Genomic DNA, 20,749 nt, shown 5'->3' with positions numbered 1-20,749 from the left:
GCCGCTACCCCCATAAAAAGAAAAATGCCAGTCAGCTTAACTGACTGGCATTAGCTTCACAGGCCGCTTTTTTTGTTGAGCTTGTTACCGTTGTATCAGGCCACGCTGACATTCAGGGTGAACAGACTTAACATTGAAATACCCGCGAGAATAAATAAATTTACTCCGTAATTGTCTTCACGGCGACGGTTACGGCGGGAACGCAACAGCATGGTCAGCAACGTCATACCCAGACACAATTGCAACAACATGATCAACGCGTCCACATGCTCTTCAGACCAGGTTGTGCGGCCTTCAATGCCCCAGTATGTTTGCAAGCCCGTGACCATTTCCGGACGGGCAAAATGAAATACCACCAGTGCCCCGATCAGCACCAGCCAGCAAACTGAGTTGACTGTCAGTACAAATTGGTAAAAACCGTCTTTATCTCTCGGCTTACGTCGTCTGTCCGGTTGTTGCGAATTCATGATATTTTAGTTCTCCGTGCAGAAAGTTCGCTGGTATCCCGTTTCTGAATGAGTATACTAGCGATTCGTTTATACGTACGAACCGACACTTTAGATACCCGCCATGCCTGACCGGTTGGCATGCCATAACAAGATTAATAGTTTTTTTCGTTGTTTATCAGCGTTTAGCTTTGTCATTCACTATCGGCAATTCTTCTGTGTCTTTTAGTTATTTACGGCATTTTTACGCCTGATAACACATTATTTTTTCAAACAGGTAAGATGGAGACATTCAAATGACGCATGCGCCCGTTGTCGACGTGCTTGATAGTAAGTACGCAGTTGGCGAAACGGTGACGGTAAAAGGTTGGGTGCGTACTCGCCGCGACTCAAAAGCCGGACTTTCTTTTATCGCTCTGCACGATGGCAGTTGCTTTAATCCCGTACAGGTAATCGCGTTAAATTCTCTGTCAAATTATGCTGACATTCAGCGCCTGACGGCAGGTTGCTCTTTATCTGTTGAAGGTGAAGTCAAACCGTCTCAGGGCCAGGGCCAGGCGGTAGAACTGGAAGCCAAAAGTATCGAAATCTTAGGTTGGGTAGAAAACCCGGATACTTACCCGATGGCCGCCAAACGTCACTCAATTGAATATCTGCGTGAGTATGCGCATCTGCGTCCGCGCACAAACGTTATCGGTGCTGTTACCCGTATCCGCAACTGTCTGTCGCAGGCTATTCACCGCTTCTTCCACGAGCGTGGATACTTCTGGATCAGCACACCCATTTTGACCGCCAGTGATACAGAAGGTGCCGGTGAAATGTTCCGCGTGTCCACACTGGATATGATGAACCTGCCCCGCACTGATAAAGGTGACATTGACTATAAGGAAGATTTCTTCGGTAAAGAAACTTACCTTACCGTATCCGGTCAGCTGAACGTGGAAACATACTGTGCAGCAATGTCAAAGGTATACACCTTTGGTCCCACATTCCGTGCAGAGAACAGCAACACCTCCCGTCACCTGGCGGAATTCTGGATGATTGAGCCGGAAGTGGCGTTCGCTGACTTAAGCGATGTGGCACAACTGGCAGAAGACATGCTGAAATATGTGTGCAAAGCCGTGCTTGAAGAACGTGCCGATGACATGGCTTTCTTTGCTGAGCGTATCAGCAAGGATGCCATTACGCGTCTGGAAAAACTGATCAGTTCTGATTTCGTACGTATGGATTACACCGATGCCATCGAAATTCTGAAAGCCAGTGGTAAAGAGTTCGAGTTCCCGGTTGAATGGGGTGTGGACTTGTCATCAGAGCATGAACGCTATCTGGCAGAAGAGCATGTCGGTGCGCCGATTATCATGCAGAACTACCCGAAAGACATTAAAGCGTTTTACATGCGTATTAATGATGACAACAAAACCGTTGCTGCAATGGATATCCTTGCGCCGGGTATCGGTGAAATCATTGGTGGTTCACAGCGTGAAGAGCGCCTGGATGTGTTCGACCGCCGCCTGGAAGAAATGGGCCTGAGCAAAGAAGATTACAGCTGGTATCGTGATCTGCGTCGCTACGGCACCGTCCCTCACTCCGGTTTCGGTCTGGGTTTCGAGCGTCTGGTTGCTTATGTAACAGGCATGCAGAACGTCCGTGACGTCATTCCGTTCCCGCGTACGCCGGGTAACGCTAACTACTGATTTTTTCAGTAAGAAAAAAGGTGGCCTTTTGTGCCACCTTTTTTGCTTTTTACGGCGGGTGACATTCCGTTACAGATAAAGGCGCTGATGTTGAACAAATTCATGCTATTGTATAAGTTGGTTGTTTCTACAGGATAAATCTGGCCGGGCATGCAGGAAAACGCGCTGTCTACAATTCAATGTGACCAATGTCTGACGGTAGTACATTTACCTTCGCTGGATCACCGGCAACGGGCTGTATGCCCCAAATGCGGCCATACCCTGCTGACTTACCGTTATCATCAAAATGATAAAGTACTGGCGTTTGCCATCAGTGCACTCATTTTTCTGGGCCTTTCCCTGCCCTTTAACTTCTTATCCTTCCGTGCCAGTGGCATTCAGCACCAGATAGCCCTGCCAGACAGTTTCAATGCGCTGCTGAATCAGGATTACCTGTCACTGGCCATTATTACCGGCCTGGCCACCGTGGTTTTCCCCGGGCTCGTGCTCACCGGGATGATGATTTTAAGCCACTGCCGCAAACACAATAAAAAGCCCGTGTTTGTAAAGCATGTGTTTTTCTGGGTGAAAGCACTGATGCCCTGGAGCATGGCGGAAATATTTCTGGTAGGCACACTGGTCAGCCTGATCAAAATATCTTCTATGGCAGACATTGCTATCGGCCTGTCATTTTATGCTTTCATTGGCTTTTCTGTCTGTATGACCGCCTGTATTATTCAATTCGATGTCAACCGCTATGCGTTCTGGATTTTCGGAGAAGTGCCACCACCGAAACCACTGACACCGGCAGTCGCCTCAGTGAGTATTCAGCGCACCTGGGCATTACTGTTTACCGCTGCACTGCTTTATATTCCGGCGAATATGCTTCCCATTATGCATACCGAAATGTTCGGGCGGGATGAGCCGAGTACCATCGTGGGCGGCGCTATTACACTGTGGCAATCCGGCGACTATCCGGTGGCCATTATCATTCTGATTGCCAGCGTTATTATTCCGGTGGCGAAAATCATCATACTCGCGTGGCTGAATTTAACCGTGCAGCGTGGTCTTGAGAAACGTACCCGCATCCGGACACGGTTTTACCGCGTGACGGAAGGCATAGGGCGCTGGTCCATGATCGATGTCTTCGTTGTGGCAGTATTGGTAGCACTGGTTCAGTTAGGCAACACGCTCTCTATTTATCCCGGCCCGGCCGCCCTCGCATTTTGTGGCGTGGTTTTTGTTACTATGGTGGCAGCTATGACTTTTGATACCCGCCTGATTTGGCAAAACAGGAAGTAAGCATGACAGACGAAGCTAAAATAAAATCAACAACCCATGTTTCAAAGGTCTGGCTGATCCCGATTATTGCCATTATTACCGGCGGATGGATGGTGTGGTACCAGTGGAAAAACCAGGGACCGTTAATCACCATAGAATTGAAATCAGCCAGCGGCATTGAGATTAACAAGACGCCGGTAAAGGTTCGGGATCTTGAAGTTGGTCAGGTGAAGAAAATTGAGCTGAAGCCGGACCTTGACGGCGTACTGGTTACCGCCCGCATTGATGCCAGTGCTGAGCGGCTGTTGACAGAAAATACGGATTTCTGGGTGGTGGCACCACGGATCAGTTTTTCTGAAGTCTCCGGTTTAAATACCCTTCTCTCAGGTTCTTACATCGCCATGTCTGCCGATGACAGCGGTCGCAGTAAATTTGACTTTGTTGCTCTTGAACGCCCGCCGGCTACACCGCCCGGCACACCGGGCTTGCATCTGACTTTGAAAAGTAATGATAAGTTTGCTTATAAACCCGGCGACCCGATCATTTACAAGGGGTTCAAAGTCGGCGAATTTGAAGAAGCAGAATTTAATATTGAAGAACGTGTGGTGTATTACAGCGCCTTCATTCAGGCCCCCTATCATAAACTGATCACCCAGAATACACGGTTCTGGAATGTCAGTGGCGTAAAGCTGCACCTTAAATCCAGTGGTGTAAAAGTTGAAACCGGTTCGCTGGAAACGTTGCTGGCTAACGGTGTCACTTTCGGTATTCCCAAAGGCGCGAGTTCAGGTGGACAGGTAGATGAAAATGCCAGTTTTATTATTTTCTCTGATGATGCAGCCGCCTCTAACGCACGCTATAAACTGTACGCCAGTTACGTACTGCTGATAGATGAAACCGTAAGGGGGCTTACCGAAGGCGCGCCGGTGGAATATCGTGGTATTGAAGTGGGTGAAGTGGCTCAAATTAATCCGGCCAATCTGATAGACGGTAATATTCTTGATCAGAATTACCCCATTCCTGTGCTTATCCGCATTTATCCGGGTAAAGTGCGCCAGCAGGATACACAGGAAAGTCTGCAGGCAGTTAAAGACACCATGCACGAGTGGATTGGCAAAGATTTACGCGCCACGCTGCGCATGGGAAATGTGCTCACCGGCGGACTTTATGTCGATTTACAACATGACATCAATGCCAGCCCGCTGACGGTAAAAACCATCAGCGATATTGAAGTCATTCCTACAGTGTCGAACGAATTCACTCAGCTCACGCAAAAAGCCGACGCAATTTTGGATAAGCTCAATAATTTACCTCTTGAAACCATGATTGTAGAAGTCACTAATGTGATCGACGATATTAAAGCCGCATCAAACCGGGTTGAACAGGCAAGCAGTGATTTTGATACTCTGATGGGCGACATTGACGCGAAAGCCCTGAATAAAAACCTGAATGAAATGCTGATCAACGTGTCTGCACTACTGGAAAACTATACCGAAGGCGGTTTGAGTAAAGGTGAAATTCAGGAAACCGTTGATACGATGCAGGAAACCCTGCGGAATATTCAGCCTCTGCTGCTGCAACTTAATCAGAAACCTAACGGGTTAATCTTCTCGGACAACAGCGAAGAAGATATTCAGCCGAAAGCCGGAAAAGGAATGTTTAATGAGAACTAAGTTATTCGCCGCTGCCTGTTTTGCTGCGTTATTGAGCGGTTGCAGCAGTGCACCGGCATCCTTAACCTATTACGTTTTGCACTCTCCTCAGGCGACAACTGAAGATCAACCTGAAGCTGCAGCACGGGTTTACATTGAGCAACTCAGTTTACCTGAGTATCTGAAGCAGCGTTCTCTGGCTATGCAAACCGGACCTGCTACGGTGTATTTTTCCCCCCGCCATGTATGGGCTGAGCCACTGGATAAAAGTCTCCGCCAGGCTTTAACCGCCTCTCTGCAACGCCACGGAGTGGCGGTTTTACCTGCTGCCGTGTATTCACCACAATACCCTGTGTCAGGATTACATATCAAAATCGACGATTTTATTCCCGCATTTGATGGCAACGTGCTGATTAAAGGTCAATACTGGAAAGAGGACGAAAATACACGGCCTCAAATTCATCAGTTTGATTTCCGCCGCCCCATGCAGGGCGATGGCTTTGAAGAGGCTGTGGCAACTATGCGCCTGCTTGTCGATGACCTGGCTTCAGCGATAAGTGATAAGGCGCCGTAACGATTCAAAAGCAGGACAATGTTTAAGCCGGCCACATCGCTTTTTTTAAAACGTGGTTGTCACCCCGAATTTGACGAAGAAACCAATCGCCGGATCCTGGTTGTCAATCTGTTCGCTCTGGTAGGGATCAGCATTACACTGGTATTGGGGATAAGCTCTCTGATGAAAGGTGGATGGGCGCTCGGATTCAGCTTACTGTCTGCTTCGCTGTTGTTTTTTCTTGCCAGTCAGATTCAGGCTGCCTACCCCAATAAAATCGGCCAGATGGTATCCGTTTATTTACTGACGGGTTGCCTGATGGGGCTGGAAACTTACCTGGTGGTTACCGGCGGGCATAACAATACCGGTCCGCTCTGGATTTACATATTACCCCCCGTTGCAATGTTTTTCGGTGGCTTTAAACGGGGTCTGATGGTGATGGCAGTCTTTACGCTGCTCATTGTCATTATTCTCTTCACACCACACGATGCCCTGCTGTTAACCAGCTACTCCACAGATTTTAAAAGCCGGCTGATCTTGTCGTTTGCCACTGTCACATTTTTATCCGCATTTTACGAGTACAGTCGGGAAAGAACCTTTGAGCTGATGCAGAAACTCAGTGACAGATACGAACAACAGGCACTACACGATACCCTGACATCACTGCCAAACCGCAGAGGTATGCAGCAACTGCTGGGGCAGGAAATAAAACGGCATCAGCGCACCCGTTCGGCATTCACACTCATATTGGTTGATGTAGATAAATTCAAGGAAATCAACGATACTTACGGGCACGGAAACGGTGATATTGTGTTGCAACGTACTGCAACCCTGCTCCGGCAAAATGTGCGCAGGCAAGATATTGTCTGCCGCTGGGGCGGAGAAGAGTTTTTAATGGTATTACCTGAGAGCGGAGAACAAAGTGCTTCTGTTCTGGCAGAAAAAATTCGTAATACGCTGGCAAAAACCAGCATCTGGCTGGAACAAAAAGAAATAAAGGTCACCGCCTGTTTCGGTTTATGTGAAATAAATGAGGAAATTTCACTTAACCGTGGGTTATCTCTGGCCGATAAAGCACTATACAAAGCAAAACAAACTGGTCGTAATAAAGTTGTATGCGCCAGTATTATGCAATAATAAAAAAAGCAGTCGCTGAAACAAAATAAATACGCTGTTACAAACAGACAATACAATCAGCAGATTCAACAAGTATCATAATAACAGAGATGGAAACTGGGGAAGCGTCACATGCAATGGAAAAAAATTGCCCTGCCAATCGTCATTCTTGCTGCAGGATTTGCAGGTATGACACTTATCGCCTCGGCGGGTGATAAAGAAGAAGAACCTGAAGTAGTTGATACCCGTCCGACAGTGACAATCAGCGAGCTGCAAGCTGAAGATTACGCGGTTACCCTTAATTCCTATGGCGAGATCACGCCGCTTGAAAGCACCATGCTGGCTGCTCAGGTATCGGGTGAAGTAACGTCCTGGAATCAGGATTTTGTGCCCGGCGGGCTTGTCCGTCGTGGTGAAATCCTGTTTTCCATCGAGAAAGATGCTTACGAAGCCGCATTGCTGCAAGCCGAAGCTAACCTGTCATCAGCACAGGCACAATTAATACAGGAGCAGGCTCAGGCGAACGTGGCGGAGCGGGAAGCGGCTGGCATGTCAAAGAGTCGTGTGACCGATCTGTATTTAAGAAAGCCTCAGCTACTCAGCGCACAGGCCGCCGTAAAATCTGCTGAAGCCATGTTACGCATTGCTAAGCGGGACCTGGATAATTGTGAAGTACGCGCTCCCTACGATGCACTGATCGTCAGTCGTGAAATCGGTACCGGTGACTACGTAACTCCCGGTACAGTGGCTGCCACTCTGAATAATGTGGAAACCGCTGAAATTACCTTCCCGGTTGCCGGCTTCGACCAGTCATTTTTGCCTGTCAGCGTCACCGGCCTCGACGCAACAGTAACCGTAGACAAGCGTACTATCCCGGCCAAACTCCACCGCGATCTGGGTATCGTGGATCAGTCCACCAGAATGAGTCATCTGGTTGCACGTATTGACGACCCTTACGGTGTACGCTCCGGCAAAGCCCTGATTAAATTCGGCAGTTTCGCCAACATCAGCTTTAACGGTAAAACACTGGAAAATGTGTTCCGTATTCCACAGGAACTGGTGAACAATAAACGGATCTGGCTGGTGAGTGAAGATGCCACATTACAGTCGGAGATTGTTGAAATCGTCCGTGAGCAGGACGATTTCTATTTCGTTCGCGGGAATTTTGATGGTCTGCAACTTGTCACCTCCCCGCCGGAATATCCGCTTAACGGAATGGCAGTGAAAGTGATTGAGCAAAGCAACAAACTGGTTGCTGCTCATGCGAATAGCACTTCCGCCGGTATTTAAGGGGAAGTTATGCATCAGGAACACGATACGAACCGCGGCGTGATTGCCTGGTTCGCCAGAAACTCTGTTGCTGCAAACCTGTTGATGGGTTTTATTATCATCATGGGTTTGTCTGCTTATTCCTCCATCCAGAAACAAATGTTCCCCAACGTCGAGGTTAACTACATCCGTGTTGATGTGAGTTACCCGGGCGCGTCTCCGCAGGAAATTGAAGAAGGGATCCTGATAAAAATTGAAGAGGCGGTAAAAGACGTTTCTGAAATCAACAGTACGATCTCAAGAGCTTACCGCAATGGTGGCGAAGTCAATATGGAGATTGACGATAAGGAAGAACTGAGCGACGTTCTGGATAAAATTAAACTGAAAGTCGACAGTATTGCCACCTTCCCTGCAGACATGGAACCGGTAAACATCCGGCAACTGGCGTTCAGACAGCAAGTTATCGACATGCCCATTGTGGGCGATCTTCCTCTTAAAGATTTGAAAGTCCTGGCGAAAGAAGTCGAGGATGAATTATTACTGCTGGATAACGTTTCGCTGGTCGACGTGGGTTATCCCGAAGACGAAATTGCCATTGAAGTGAATCCTGATCAGTTACGTAAATACAATCTTTCTATCAGTGATATCAGCACCGCCATCAGGGCGTATTCCACAAACCTCTCTGCCGGACAACTGAAAACCCGCTCAGGCATTATCTCTGTGCGTGTTGAGAACCAGTACTACCGTGGCGAAGAATTTGCTGCCATCCCGGTAAAAGTCGGCCCCGGCGGTGCCAAAGTATTGCTCGGCGATGTGGCAGAGATCCGCGATGCCTTCACCGAGGGCGAATACTACTTCAAGTATTCCGGTAAAAACGCAATCTATATTTCGGTTAAAGCAACACCTTCACAGAATATTGTGCCAGTGGCAGAAACAGTAAAAGCTTACATTGCGCATAAAAATGAACAATTTCCTGAAGGTGTGTCGCTGGAAACCATGGTCGACATGACTTACTACCTCGACGGCCGCCTGGACATGATGCTGAAGAATCTGCTTCAGGGTGCCATTCTTGTTGCATTGTTGCTGACCATTTTTTTACGCTTCAGACTCGCCTTCTGGGTCATGTTGGGGCTGCCGGTCTGTTTTCTCGGCGCAGTGATGATGATGCCGCTTCTCGGTATCAGTCTGAACATTATTTCTCTGTTTGCCTTCATCATGGTGCTGGGGATTGTGGTGGATGACGCCATCGTCATCGGAGAAAGTGCCTACACAGAAATTGAAAGCAAAGGCAGCGGCATTGATAACGTGATCCGCGGTGCCAAACGTGTCGCAACACCGGCAACCTTCGGGGTGCTGACCACCATTGCCGTGTTTGCTCCCTTCACATTAAGTGACGGTATGGACGGACCTTTCATGGTGAACATCGCTGTGGTGGTGATTTGTTGCCTGGTGTTCAGTCTCATTGAATCCAAACTTATTCTACCGGCGCATATCGCTCACACCACTTTTAAGCCGGTGAAGCCGGACAGCTGGCGCGCCCGTTTTAACAGCCGCTTTAATGGCTTTGTCAACGGTCCGTACAAGCGTACCGTCATTAAAGCTATTGAATGGCGTTGGGCTGTGCTGATGGTGTTTGTGGCACTGCTGATGCTGGCAATGGGTTTAATTCAGGGCAATTTCATTCGCATGGTACCGCAAGGCAAAGTGCCCCACGACTTCCCTTCAGTCCGCGTTGAAATGAACGAAAACGTGCCGGACAGCGCCGTACTCGATGCGTTAAAAATCATTGAAAAAACCATCCTCGATGAAGATGAAAAAATCAAACAGGAGTTTGGTGGTGATGGCATGGTCCGGGATATTCTGGTGTTCAACGACGACCGTACTAACGGCGAAGTGTTTGCCCCCCTGGTAGATGAAAGTAAACGGGTAATTAATACCTTCGAACTTGCCAGACGCTGGCGTGAAGCCATGCCAGACATTCCGGCGATGAAATCACTGGTTGTCATAGATGATATCAATGGCGGCAGTGATGACGGCGAATTTGGCTTCCTGCTGTTCGGACCAGAGCTGGAAACCCTGAATGCAGCCGGACTGGCTTTCATTGAAATGCTTCAGCGGGAAGACGGCTTGTTTGATGTCAGTTCAACCATCGATCCCGCCAGCAAAGAAGTACAGATGACACTGAAGCCGGTAGCCTACGATCTCGGTCTGACGCTGCAAAACATCGCCGGGCAGATTGGCAGCAGCTTTTATGGTGGTGAAGCCCAGCGGGTGATCCGTGACGGCGAGGAAGTTAAGGTCATGGTGCGTTACCCTGCCCTCCAGCGGGAACGGCTTGCCGATCTCAAATACAGTGTGATTACCACTCCTGCCGGTCAGGAAGTCATGCTGGGTGACATCGCGGAGCTTACCGAAGCCCCCGGCATCAGCTATATCCGCCGTGAAAGTGGCTATCGCAGTGTATACATCTGGGGCAGTATCGACGAACAGAAAGTAGAACCGGGTGAGGCTATCAAAGCCATCTATGAAAACTTGCTACCGGAACTGCAAAAAACCTACCCCGGCGTCATGACAGAACTGGGCGGTGATATTGAAGAGCAGCAGGCACAACAGGATCAGCAAATGCTGTTTTTCACTGCCGCTATGATTATGGTTTACATACTGCTGGCCGTGCCGTTAAAGAGCTACAGTCAACCTCTCATCATTATGTCAGTTATTCCGTTCAGCTTCACCGGCGCGGCATTCGGACATTTCCTGCTCGGTTATGATCTCAGTACCATGTCGTTCTTCGGTCTGATTGCCGCCGCCGGGGTTGTGATTAATGACTCTCTGGTGATGACAGATTTTGTCAACCAGCGCCGCCGCCAGGGGTACAGTACCCGGGATGCTGTGGAAGAAGCGGGTTCTGCCCGCTTCAGAGCCATTACGCTCACATCCATTACGACTTTTGCGGGCGTACTGCCCATTCTCTTTGAAACAAGCCTGCAGGCTGTTCTGGTGATTCCTATGGCTATCGCGCTGGGATTTGCTGTAATGTACGCCACACTGGTGACGCTTATTCTGGTGCCCTGTCTGTATCTCATTCTTATTGATTCAGGCAATGCCTTTAAATGGCTGTTTCATCACATTGTCCGGATTGCGAAGAAAGTGACGCCCGGACGAAAATCCACCGGCCAGCCACGCACGGAATAATTTACGGAGTTTCTTTGATGAGCCAACTTACCATCCGTCCTGCAGTAGTGCAGGACAGCCAGAAAATACTCGATTTCATTACCGAACTGGCGGTATATGAAAAAGCAGAGCATGAAGTAAAAGCAACCATAGGGCATATTGAAAATACCCTGTTTTCAGAGCAACCAAAGGCACACTGCGTGCTGTGTGAAAATGAAAACGGCCCGGTTGGCTTTGCCGTTTATTTTTTCAGTTATTCCACCTGGCAGGGACAATACGGCATTTACCTGGAAGATTTGTATGTGTCACCGGCATCCAGAGGCAGCGGTGCAGGCAAAGCCCTTTTGAAACATCTGGCAAAGATCGCAACAGAACAAAATTGCGGCCGGTTTGAATGGAGCGTGCTGGACTGGAATCAACCCGCTATTGATTTTTACGAGTCTATTGGTGCCAAACCACAAGATGAGTGGATAAGATACCGACTTGACGGCGACGCCCTCAAACAGTTCGCCGCAGATTAAGTTTGTTGCCTGGCGGTAACCTTGTCTTCCATGTAGCGAAGAATATCCCGCCAGGATAATACCCCGACAGGTTCGTCTTTTGCGTTGATGACCGGCAGACAGGATAAGCGGTGACGGTTGAAGGTGCTGATGGCATTAAGAACGGAACTGTGTTCTTTAACGGCAATCACATCACGGGTCATAATTTGATGGGCCCGGCGTTCCAGTGTCGCCCTGTCTCTCGCCCTTTCTGAAATCGTATCGATAAACGGACTCAAGGCTTTCAGCAAGTCTCTGTCAGAAATAATCCCGGTGAGTTTGCGGCCCTCGACAACCAGTAAATGATGAAACCCCGTGGCTTCAAACAGCTCCTTAATGGTGTGCAGGCTGTCGTCCATTTTCACGCTCACTACCCGCTGACTCATAATACTATTAACGCTCACAACGCTCCCCCACTTATCTCTTTACGTTCTGAGTATACGGCATATAACCGCTTTACAAAGCAGGCAGAAAAATAATTAGATAAATTACGGATTAAGCGGTTGAAATCCCGCCTGACTCCATCAATATAGATCATGAACATTCACTCCAATTATGAAGGAACTTCCATGGCAACAGTTACATTACAGGGCAATCCGTTAGAAACTCTGGGTGATTTACCCGCCGTTGGTACACCTGCGCCGGCGTTTGAGCTGGTAAAATCCGATTTATCTACCGTAAGCTCTGCAGATTTGTCAGGTAAGAAAGTGGTACTGAACATCTTTCCGTCCATAGATACCGGCACGTGTGCTATGTCTGTACGTAAATTCAATGAAAAAGCCGCTTCACTGGACAACACTGTGGTCATTTGTGTATCTGCGGACCTGCCATTCGCTGCCGGCCGTTTCTGTGGCGCAGAAGGGATTGAAAACGTTCTGACCGGTTCAACGTTCCGCTCAGATTTTGGTACAGACTACAATGTGACTTTCACCACTGGTCCTCTGACAGGCCTGTTGTCACGCAGCGTTGTGGTAATTGATGAAGAAGGCAAAGTGGCCTACACCCAGCAAGTCGCTGAAACGGCTGATGAGCCGGATTACGAAGCAGCTATTGCCGCTCTGTAAACAGAATTTTTCTTTAGCGAAGCAGCCTCTGATGGCTGCTTTTTTTGTATTTGTCACCGTTAAAATCTGATCTCCCTTCCCTGTTAACCGGGTAGAAACCCTGACAGCCACTGCAAGAATCGCTTCTCCACTGCAACGGCCCTCAGATTTCATATACACGGAGATTTCATGAAAAAATCAGCCCTCGTTTTATCTATGTCATTATTTTTCGCAGCCGGTAGCATTGCTGCAGAAGACGAAGAATTTTTCACTGTTACCTTGAAAGACCCTGCTACCGGTGAATCAGCCGGCACCGTAAAAATTGAAGAGAGCGAATACGGACTGGTGTTTACACCAGCATTATCCGGTCTTGAGGCCGGCGGACACGGCTTCCACGTGCATGAAAATCCGTCATGCGATTCTGCTATGAAAGACGGAAAGAAGGTTCCCGCCGGTGCAGCAGGCAGTCATATGGACCCGGAAAAAACCGGTCAGCACGGCTATCCCTGGGCAGATAACAGCCACATGGGGGATTTACCCATACTGCTGGTGGACGATGAGGGCAATGCCAGCCATCCGGTACTGGCACCACGGTTATCACTGGAAGACGTAAAAGACAAAGCACTGATGGTTCACCAGGGCGGCGATAACTACTCGGACGCGCCGGAAAAACTCGGTGGTGGCGGTGCAAGAGCATTGTGCGGCGTGATTGGCGCCTGATACTCAGTATTAAGACTGCAAAGCAAAAACCCGCAGTGAATGCGGGTTTTCAGCTTAAATTCGATAAGCACATTAATTGTTCTGAGCCACTTTACTCAGCATGATCAGGCTTGCACTGTAGTAATCATCATTACTGTTTAATTCAGTTGCCACCCTCCTGCTACTTAACAATTCCCTGATAGCAACAACGCCTCCCGGAGCCTGATAGGGTGCAACTTGACTACTCTCAAGATCGATCCATGCTGGTGGCACATCTCTGGCTGCATTCCAAAATAACTTTACCGGCTCAAGGCTTTTATTGTTCCCGTACCCGCCCCACGCCAGATACAATCCAATTCTGACTGCATCAGGACCAAACCGGCCCGGCCAGTCAGGTGCAGGCATTACAGAACCATCAGCTTGTAATCTGATCCAGTCTGCAGGCAATTGTGCATCGCCGAATTTTGACAACGACAAGAGTGCCAGTCCGCTGTCAATCACTCTGGACCAGGCTGCATGGTTATCTGTAGCGGCAAAATCCTGCAACGCGGGGATCACCCAGTAAGAAAGATTAAGATCAACATAGCCTTCACCACTAAAGCCTTTCAGCCCCGGGACCAGTACCCAGTGATCTGCATAGTACTTTATAAGGTTGTCAGACACTGCATGTCTGATACGACGGGAGATATTCAGATAGTTTGTGTTCTGCCATTTCCTGCCTGCCTGTAGTAATGCCCACGCAATCAAAATATCACCGTCTGTCGCATTGTTGTCATCTTTAACATGGGGAGTGGAAGCCGGATCGTACTTCCAGGCGAACAGTGGCAAATCGTAACATCCCAGCTTTTTACGCGCCCATTCCCACATCTGGCTGAAGCAGGGCTCATCGTCATGAAATACTGCCAGCAACATGCCATACCCCTGCCCCTCAGAGTGACTGATGTTGTTATTACCGGTATCCATAACCCGACCGTCGGGGGCAATAAACCGCTGCTTGTAATCGACCCAGTCTTCGTTTGCAGAGGCCGGCAACATTGTTCCTGTTAGCAATGTAATGAAAAGAAAAAACGCCATTCTGTATAGTGAAAGTCCAGCGTATTTGTCAGTCATCCTGAGCATCCATCAAATAATTCAGATTGATGCGGGCGTTAGTTTCACGGAAATTTCCAAAGTTATCGAACCCGAGATCACCGGTTAATGTAAATGCAGGAGAAAACTCATATACCCCTTTAAGATTCAGTCGCATACCAAAGCCTGACTTACTGTTAGCCTGATAAACAGATTCCCTGACAAGACCAGCCTGAGCGGCTAAATCAAGTAAACTTTGAAGAACAGGGTCGTCGGGAAAATACGCGACAGCATCTTCTGTGAAGCTTTGAAAGCCCGGAGCAAAACTCACTGAGAAATCATAATTATCTCCAACTCCGGAATAGGTGACCGGCAGCGCCAGAGCTACATAGCCCTGGGGACTAAAATATCCGCCATGCCCGTAACTAAACTTACCCAGGTTTTTTTCAAATGCCTGAAAAGATAAATGCACTCCGGTCTGAAGTTCACTTTCTGCATTTTTTAACGGTCTGAGATATCCGCCAACAGCAATTTCAAAGGCGGTGTTATCTTCCACACCGGAACCGCTATATTGGTAACCGGCAATATTTCCGTACATGCCTGACCAGGTATTATCAAATCCAAGACCCAGATCCAGACCTGTTTTTGTGACTGCCCCCCAAAATTCTCCTGTCATAGGATCTTTTGTACCGGCATAGCTCAGCACACTATCTGTAACAGCACGCCGCTCAAGTTCCAGAGAAGCCCTTGTGTAGGTTGAAAGCTGAGGCTGCCATCTGATGCCGCCTACCAGATTGGTTTTCTCAAAGCCCAGCGGTGTTACCCCGATATCAGCAGAAAAATTCCTGTTCAGATATTCAACTTCAAAGGCAACTCCTTCATCATGCTGCGCTTCCGGATTACCCGCTAAATAAGCAAGACTATTCAATTGAGCACGGAAGCCGCCTATCATCGACTCAAGTTCAGCACGGCTTTCGAGGAATGCATCAACAGACTCAAAGGACAGTGCGCCATTGGTGATCTCAGCCAACTCCGACAGAACGCCATCAAAGGACGCCAACTGTTCCTCTGTCAAAGCGTCAAGATTCAATCCCATTGCCTCAAGCAGATCCTGTTGCGTTGCCTGTTCAAAGTTGCGCTCTGCCTGTTCTGCATCTAACTGATACTGAACGAGGGTTAACGGCGAAATATCATCAACAAGGAGAGCTGCCTGATAAAGCGCGTTTGCTTCTTCGTAAGCGTAAGCCGAATTTTCTATGCTATCTAATATATCAGGCAGTTCGTCCAGCGTTTCTGTCAGTCCCTGCCCGGCAACAGCAAACGCACCGCTTCCCATCTTGCCGAATTCCGAATCAGGGTTGCCACCGTTCAGATAAGTCGGTGTCATTTTTAGCTGTATGCGGCCACTACCTAATGACGTATCAACAGACACCGGTGCAGTGATCATGGTTAATTTACTCAACCCGCTCTCACCACTTCGTGTCCTGAAAGCGATTCCTGACTGAACGGTTGTAGCATCTTCATGCTGCATTTCGGCAAGCATAAAATCTATCTGCTGCACGAGTGTAAGCGGTTTATTCGCCTTTTTGATATCCCAACTGTATTGCTCTGATGCATTACCGTCTCCGTCAGGCAACCAGAGCGGCCTCGTTTGTTTTTCAGAAAGTACAGCTTCATCACTGTCTGCAAACGGATTTACATAGCTGTTTCCATAAGTGTTTCCGGCCAGCCAGGGTGTGGCAGCATCAGTTTTCAGCAATCTCTGCCTGGACTCTTCAAGCAACTCAATTGCAAGGCTGATATCACCGTCAGCCCTCGCTAATTTTGCTGCCAGCAGTAAAATTTCCGGTTTTTGAGCTCTTTCTTTACTCAGATCATCCATGGCTTCATAAGCCAGATCGAGTTCGTCAAGGGCTATTGCAGCGTCGACTATCCCACCTAACGCATCTAAGCTATCAGGATATTCAGTCAGTACGTACTGATAAATTTCCAACCCTTTGGAAGGTTTGCCGCCAGACTGATACAACCGGGCCATAGCGAGAAGCAGAGACTCATCTTCAGGTGAAATCCGCAACCGCCCTGCGAGCAAATCATAGGCCTGAGCAAAATCTTCCTTGTCCCGTAATTTATCTGCTTTTGCAACAGATACCGCATTCCGGATTTCCTCAATCGCCTGCCAGTCTGACGGTGACAGATTACGTCGCTTGCTCAGTCTGGTAAGAAGAGATTCAGCACCGGTGTCATCACCAGCCTTAATCATAACGATGATCTGCTGAAGAAAGTCACCGGCGGGCGCGGTTTCGTCCCCAAGTTGGGATTCCCGGATAAGCTGCATCGCCATTTCCGGTTCACCATAATCAAACAGCAAACTCGCTACGCTTCCAGTGCCCGACGCGTTTGCAGGAGGCTGATTGTACAAATCCAGCATCAGCTCCCGTGCTCCGGTTCTGTCTCCGGCTGCAAACCTGCGCTCAATTTCAGCAATCCGGGCATTCAGAGAGAGCTTTTCTGTCAGTGCCTTTTGTTCTTCACTTACCCGGTTTGCAGGAATTTTTTGCAACAACTTCATAGCAGAATCCCACCGTTCCTGGTCAGACGCAACCATGGCAGCGACATACAAGTCGTCGTCTGTACCATATCTGTCAGCAGCCCGTTGGACCATAAGCCAGGCAGCAATATCCCGTCCGGAACGGTTTAGTAAACGGGCAAGATCTAATCTTACCCACGGGTTTTCAGGTGATAGCTCCTGCGCACGTCGCAGCGTGACTTCTGCGACCTTATCCGGCTCTGCAGCGGCACGTTCACGTAGCGTCATCGCCTGACCACTGGCAATTTCGCTGAGTGTACCCCGAGCAGATTCAGGTAACAGTTGCGCCACTTGCCCGGCTTCCTGCCATCGTTGCTGCTGACGTAACACGTTAACCAGTCCGGCACGTGCGTCAGTATCTTTTGTGTTACCTTTCAGTAGTGATGAGTAAACAGTTTCAGCGGCATCCAATTTTTGCAGGCGCTGTAATAACTCAGCTTTCAAAAGCAATGCATCACGGCGCATAGTGCCTTGCGCATTGGTCAGAGGCTCAACCCGGGCTAATGCAGTTTGAAACTGGCGCTTGTCTGCCTGTTCACGGACGGCTTTAAGTTCTCCGTAAAACGACGCACTTTCCAGCGCATTTTGCCACTGCGCTCTTTTTGAAGGAGCCAGACGTACGGCCTGATTCAGATAATCTGAAGCAGACTGATAGCGGTTAAACTTCAGCTCGACAAGACCAAGACCAGCCACAGCCTCTGCATCGCTCTTATCCAGTTTCAATGCCTCACTGAAAGACTTTTTAGCCTTCGTCAATTGGCCCGAGTCCATTTCGCGATAGCCTCTAGCCCTCAGACGCGCAGCTTGCTGAGCACCGCTCAGCTTAGTTTTATCTTCAAAATATGCAGCGACTTCGTTGTCATCAGAATGCGTTTGCATGTAGGCATCATAGATTGGCTTATCCCCTTCGGTTGCACCTAACCATAACAGAGCATTCCGCCATGCTTTATCTGCCTCAGGCGCTCTTTGAGCATAATTGGAAAGCAGTTTAATTCCGGCCCGCCGGCTTGTCTCACGGTAGGTAAGGACTTCCCCGTAAGCTACAGCTGCATAAGTGTTGTCAGGGTTTTCACGGGCAAACTTTGCCAGCCCGTCTTTTGCCGTCTCCCATCCGTCATCCGTTGCAGACAGCACGCTATAATATTCAACTGTCAGATTAGCTGGCGGTACGTCTCCGGTAAAAAGTGTTTCATATTTTTGAATTGCCCGTTCCGGTTCACCATTCGCTGCCAGAAAGCGCGCTTCTTTCAAAGCACCATAATCCAGGTTGCTCTGGCGTGCGATAGATAAGTCCAGCAAATACTTATGTTCCGGTGCAACCTGAGCTAGCTTATCAATCAATTCATTAGCAGCTTCTTCGTCTTCTTCCTGAATAGCGATCAGGGCAAGACGGTACAAAGCCTCTATATTATCGGGAGACGTTAGTAGAATTCGTTTGAGAGAATCCTTTGCCATATCCTGACGTTGCTGACTCTGCCAGAATTCTGATTGCTTCAGAAGCAGCTGAATATCTGTCCCTGAAGCTGCGTCATCCTCCGCAGCAATAGCTGCAACGCACGTCGTAATTGCTAAAATAAATATCGGTATCTTAGTCATGATCATTTTTTTTCGTCCCTGAAAGTCTCTGATCGGCATGACGGCTTAATATGCGGTAGAGTAAAGTAGCAGCAAGTAATATGGCGCCGAGCATCAACACCAACAGAAGTAAAACATGATTGCCAAAATACCAGCGTATGCTCTTGTCCCAACTCATATTTCCACTTCCCCTCGTGGTTCCGACATGGAAAGCTCTGAGATATTGATTATTGAAAACAAGCAGATCGCCGATCGCCTCTTTAGCAACTTGTGAAGAGGCTAAGTCCGTCACCAGAGAAGCCCAGCTCTCAGACTGGCTGGCGGTCATTACAACCACCACATTGTCACTGTGTTGAGGTGATAAGAAACTCAGAATTCCGGCAAAATTATCCAGTGCATCTAATTGCCGTTTTGCCTGTTTAAGCTCTCTGGACCAGTCTCCGGCGATAATGGCCCGCCAGTTACTGACAAGGTTACCTTCGTCAAGAGAGATTTTGTGATCTGCGACATGGAAAACAGAACCGGCCAGCGCAGGTTCGAGCTGGTCAGGATACCCAAAAAGAAGGACATCTTTACCCGTGTTATGAACACCGCCGGTAATACCGAGTCTTACATCGACCTTATAAGCGGGTAATCCGGTGGACTGACCCATTCTGGCCATGACCGCAAGAAAAGTAGCTATTTCTTCAGTTGCCGGCTTCTCCGGCAACATTACCAGACTGTCAGAAAGATCTGCCATCCTGGTAAACGGAAATCCGGAACTGACGAAGTAGGAGAGATTCGGTAACGCAGTGAAATGTTCAGAATCAGAAAAATCGATGGTTGAGGTAGGAAGCACACGGGAAACAATATTACTGTCCATTACATTCTTGCAGTCACTTGCGGGATGAATTTGAAGATCGAAATAAAATTCGAGTTTGTTCTCCCCATATAACAACGAGGGAGGTATTTCGATAATCGCGCGCTGCTGACGAATATCGTCACCCAGCATCTGCATGACCGATGCTTTAACTCCCACTGCATTTACAGGTAAGGAAGTCAAATATTGTCCGTTGAGGGTAATATTGAGTCGTGAAGTCCTTTCGTTTAGCCACTCACCTTCAGGAAACAAATAATGCACATCCATTTTTATAGGCTTACTGCGCCATCTGAAAATATCGGGTGGCGCACGAAAATTGACTTCGTTGGCCTCGTGATAAATTCCTCTTGCAGTTAAAGCCTCTTTACTTGTCAATTCGCCAAGCGTCACAGGCATGCTGGTATCTATCCAGTTCGGTGCATCATAGGCATGCCTCTGAGGTAACATTAATACGCTGGCCAGTTGTCTCTTTCCGGTCAGTGGAGCTCCACTGACGAGATATTCTGACGCCTGCTTCAATTCCCGGCTGTTGCGCCCCATAACAAGCAAAAGTTTATTCAGCGGTGAAACCGGATTAGCAATCAACCGTATTTCAGGCCCTTCAAGGGGTGACAAGGTAATCCCTGCGATCTGATTACCAATAACAAATGCAATGGAATTCTCTGCCGGTATCCGGCCATGATGAACAGGGAAAGACACAGAACGGAAGCTGACGAGGCTGCCAAAATAAGATGCGACTATTGCACCACTTTCATAAACATCTCCATCAGCATTTTCAGGAATTACTACCGGAATTGAAACATGGCGCATAATTCCTTCATCAAAAAAAGGAGCCGGAAAATTCTCCAGACTGTCAGGTCTTGGCAGACGTAGCAGTTTTAAATTCAAAACAGAGTTCTGGTCTATTAACACCTTGTTTTGACGTTCAGTCATCAGTTGGCCTGCACTGCAAGTGATTGCTTGCTGGCTTCTTATGCGGAAATTGAGATCATTCTGACTGACGATAAACTCAGGTCTGATTTTAATATCAGTGGAAAAGCCATCTCCCCTGAACGCATCCAGCTCAATATCTTCAAGGTGCTGGCCATTTAGTGAAACCTCCAGCAATGCGCCACGTGGAAACGTAGAATCAGGGTAACTGAATGAGAGCTTAAAAGTGGCACCCCGAATTCAGATAATAAGTGCACCACTCATGGTTAATGGGTGACAGACGATCAA

At 48.4% G+C, this 20,749-nt stretch carries 15 protein-coding genes; 10 read left to right on the top strand and 5 right to left on the bottom strand.

Annotated elements, in window-relative coordinates:
- Nucleotides 1–95 precede the first annotated feature (95 nt).
- Complete coding sequence (locus AC4PME_RS19005; RefSeq protein WP_119500839.1) at nt 96–467, bottom strand: hypothetical protein; 372 nt, start codon at nt 465–467, stop codon at nt 96–98.
- 275 nt (nt 468–742) lie between these two features.
- Between AC4PME_RS19005 and asnS the strand changes: the two genes are divergently transcribed.
- From asnS to AC4PME_RS18965, 8 genes are all read left to right on the top strand, one after another.
- Entirely contained in the window at nt 743–2,140 is a 1,398-nt protein-coding gene (gene asnS / locus AC4PME_RS19000) for an asparagine--tRNA ligase (RefSeq protein WP_119500838.1), read from the top strand.
- Between the two features lie 150 nt (nt 2,141–2,290).
- Entirely contained in the window at nt 2,291–3,421 is a 1,131-nt protein-coding gene (locus tag AC4PME_RS18995) for a paraquat-inducible protein A (protein WP_119500837.1), read from the top strand.
- A gap of 2 nt (nt 3,422–3,423) precedes the next feature.
- Nucleotides 3,424–5,073 (top strand): intermembrane transport protein PqiB, encoded by a 1,650-nt coding sequence (gene pqiB / locus AC4PME_RS18990; protein WP_474844815.1) that lies wholly within the window; start codon nt 3,424–3,426, stop codon nt 5,071–5,073.
- Entirely contained in the window at nt 5,063–5,626 is a 564-nt protein-coding gene (locus AC4PME_RS18985) for a PqiC family protein (RefSeq protein WP_491046761.1), read from the top strand. The genes pqiB and AC4PME_RS18985 overlap by 11 nt, the downstream gene beginning before the upstream one ends.
- Before the next feature lie 18 nt (nt 5,627–5,644).
- Nucleotides 5,645–6,742, top strand: coding sequence for a GGDEF domain-containing protein (locus AC4PME_RS18980; protein WP_491046762.1), 1,098 nt, complete (start codon nt 5,645–5,647; stop codon nt 6,740–6,742).
- Nucleotides 6,743–6,853: 111 nt separating this feature from the next.
- Nucleotides 6,854–8,011, top strand: coding sequence for an efflux RND transporter periplasmic adaptor subunit (locus AC4PME_RS18975; protein WP_491046763.1), 1,158 nt, complete (start codon nt 6,854–6,856; stop codon nt 8,009–8,011).
- A gap of 9 nt (nt 8,012–8,020) precedes the next feature.
- Complete coding sequence (locus AC4PME_RS18970) at nt 8,021–11,182, top strand: efflux RND transporter permease subunit (protein ID WP_491046764.1); 3,162 nt, start codon at nt 8,021–8,023, stop codon at nt 11,180–11,182.
- Between the two features lie 17 nt (nt 11,183–11,199).
- Nucleotides 11,200–11,682, top strand: a complete 483-nt coding sequence (locus tag AC4PME_RS18965; protein WP_491046765.1) for a GNAT family N-acetyltransferase — start codon at nt 11,200–11,202, stop codon at nt 11,680–11,682.
- Here AC4PME_RS18965 and AC4PME_RS18960 read toward each other — a convergent pair.
- Entirely contained in the window at nt 11,679–12,104 is a 426-nt protein-coding gene (locus AC4PME_RS18960) for a CBS domain-containing protein (RefSeq protein WP_491046766.1), read from the bottom strand. The genes AC4PME_RS18965 and AC4PME_RS18960 overlap by 4 nt on opposite strands.
- 165 nt (nt 12,105–12,269) lie before the next feature.
- Between AC4PME_RS18960 and tpx the strand changes: the two genes are divergently transcribed.
- Both tpx and sodC read left to right on the top strand, forming a co-directional pair.
- Nucleotides 12,270–12,764 (top strand): thiol peroxidase, encoded by a 495-nt coding sequence (gene tpx, locus AC4PME_RS18955; protein ID WP_491046767.1) that lies wholly within the window; start codon nt 12,270–12,272, stop codon nt 12,762–12,764.
- Between the two features lie 168 nt (nt 12,765–12,932).
- Nucleotides 12,933–13,463, top strand: a complete 531-nt coding sequence (gene sodC, locus AC4PME_RS18950) for a superoxide dismutase family protein (protein WP_119500828.1) — start codon at nt 12,933–12,935, stop codon at nt 13,461–13,463.
- A gap of 72 nt (nt 13,464–13,535) precedes the next feature.
- Here the strand turns inward: sodC and AC4PME_RS18945 are convergent, their stop codons facing one another.
- The 3 genes from AC4PME_RS18945 to AC4PME_RS18935 form a co-directional block, all read right to left on the bottom strand.
- Nucleotides 13,536–14,477, bottom strand: a complete 942-nt coding sequence (locus AC4PME_RS18945; RefSeq protein ID WP_491046768.1) for a family 8 glycosyl hydrolase — start codon at nt 14,475–14,477, stop codon at nt 13,536–13,538.
- A gap of 67 nt (nt 14,478–14,544) precedes the next feature.
- On the bottom strand, nt 14,545–18,693 hold the full coding sequence (locus AC4PME_RS18940) for a cellulose biosynthesis protein BcsC (RefSeq protein ID WP_491046769.1): 4,149 nt from the start codon (nt 18,691–18,693) through the stop codon (nt 14,545–14,547).
- Nucleotides 18,686–20,701 carry a cellulose biosynthesis cyclic di-GMP-binding regulatory protein BcsB gene (locus AC4PME_RS18935; protein ID WP_491046770.1) on the bottom strand — a complete coding sequence of 672 codons (2,016 nt, stop codon included), beginning with the start codon at nt 20,699–20,701 and terminating at the stop codon, nt 18,686–18,688. The genes AC4PME_RS18940 and AC4PME_RS18935 overlap by 8 nt, the downstream gene beginning before the upstream one ends.
- Between the last annotated feature and the right edge of the window lie 48 nt (nt 20,702–20,749).

The organism is Alteromonas sp. (assembly GCF_984505615.1).
The sequence above is the reverse complement of the archived record's forward strand: the minus strand, read 5'-3'. Positions and strand labels throughout refer to the sequence as shown.

What these genes read in the sequence shown, in the direction of transcription:
- AC4PME_RS19005 (WP_119500839.1), bottom strand. Translation starts at nt 467, where the DNA reads ATGAATTCGCAACAACCGGACAGACGACGTAAGCCGAGAGATAAAGAC.
- asnS (WP_119500838.1), top strand. Translation starts at nt 743, where the DNA reads ATGACGCATGCGCCCGTTGTCGACGTGCTTGATAGTAAGTACGCAGTT.
- AC4PME_RS18995 (WP_119500837.1), top strand. Translation starts at nt 2,291, where the DNA reads ATGCAGGAAAACGCGCTGTCTACAATTCAATGTGACCAATGTCTGACG.
- pqiB (WP_474844815.1), top strand. Translation starts at nt 3,424, where the DNA reads ATGACAGACGAAGCTAAAATAAAATCAACAACCCATGTTTCAAAGGTC.
- AC4PME_RS18985 (WP_491046761.1), top strand. Translation starts at nt 5,063, where the DNA reads ATGAGAACTAAGTTATTCGCCGCTGCCTGTTTTGCTGCGTTATTGAGC.
- AC4PME_RS18980 (WP_491046762.1), top strand. Translation starts at nt 5,645, where the DNA reads ATGTTTAAGCCGGCCACATCGCTTTTTTTAAAACGTGGTTGTCACCCC.
- AC4PME_RS18975 (WP_491046763.1), top strand. Translation starts at nt 6,854, where the DNA reads ATGCAATGGAAAAAAATTGCCCTGCCAATCGTCATTCTTGCTGCAGGA.
- AC4PME_RS18970 (WP_491046764.1), top strand. Translation starts at nt 8,021, where the DNA reads ATGCATCAGGAACACGATACGAACCGCGGCGTGATTGCCTGGTTCGCC.
- AC4PME_RS18965 (WP_491046765.1), top strand. Translation starts at nt 11,200, where the DNA reads ATGAGCCAACTTACCATCCGTCCTGCAGTAGTGCAGGACAGCCAGAAA.
- tpx (WP_491046767.1), top strand. Translation starts at nt 12,270, where the DNA reads ATGGCAACAGTTACATTACAGGGCAATCCGTTAGAAACTCTGGGTGAT.
- sodC (WP_119500828.1), top strand. Translation starts at nt 12,933, where the DNA reads ATGAAAAAATCAGCCCTCGTTTTATCTATGTCATTATTTTTCGCAGCC.
- AC4PME_RS18945 (WP_491046768.1), bottom strand. Translation starts at nt 14,477, where the DNA reads ATGTTGCCGGCCTCTGCAAACGAAGACTGGGTCGATTACAAGCAGCGG.
- AC4PME_RS18940 (WP_491046769.1), bottom strand. Translation starts at nt 18,693, where the DNA reads ATGACTAAGATACCGATATTTATTTTAGCAATTACGACGTGCGTTGCA.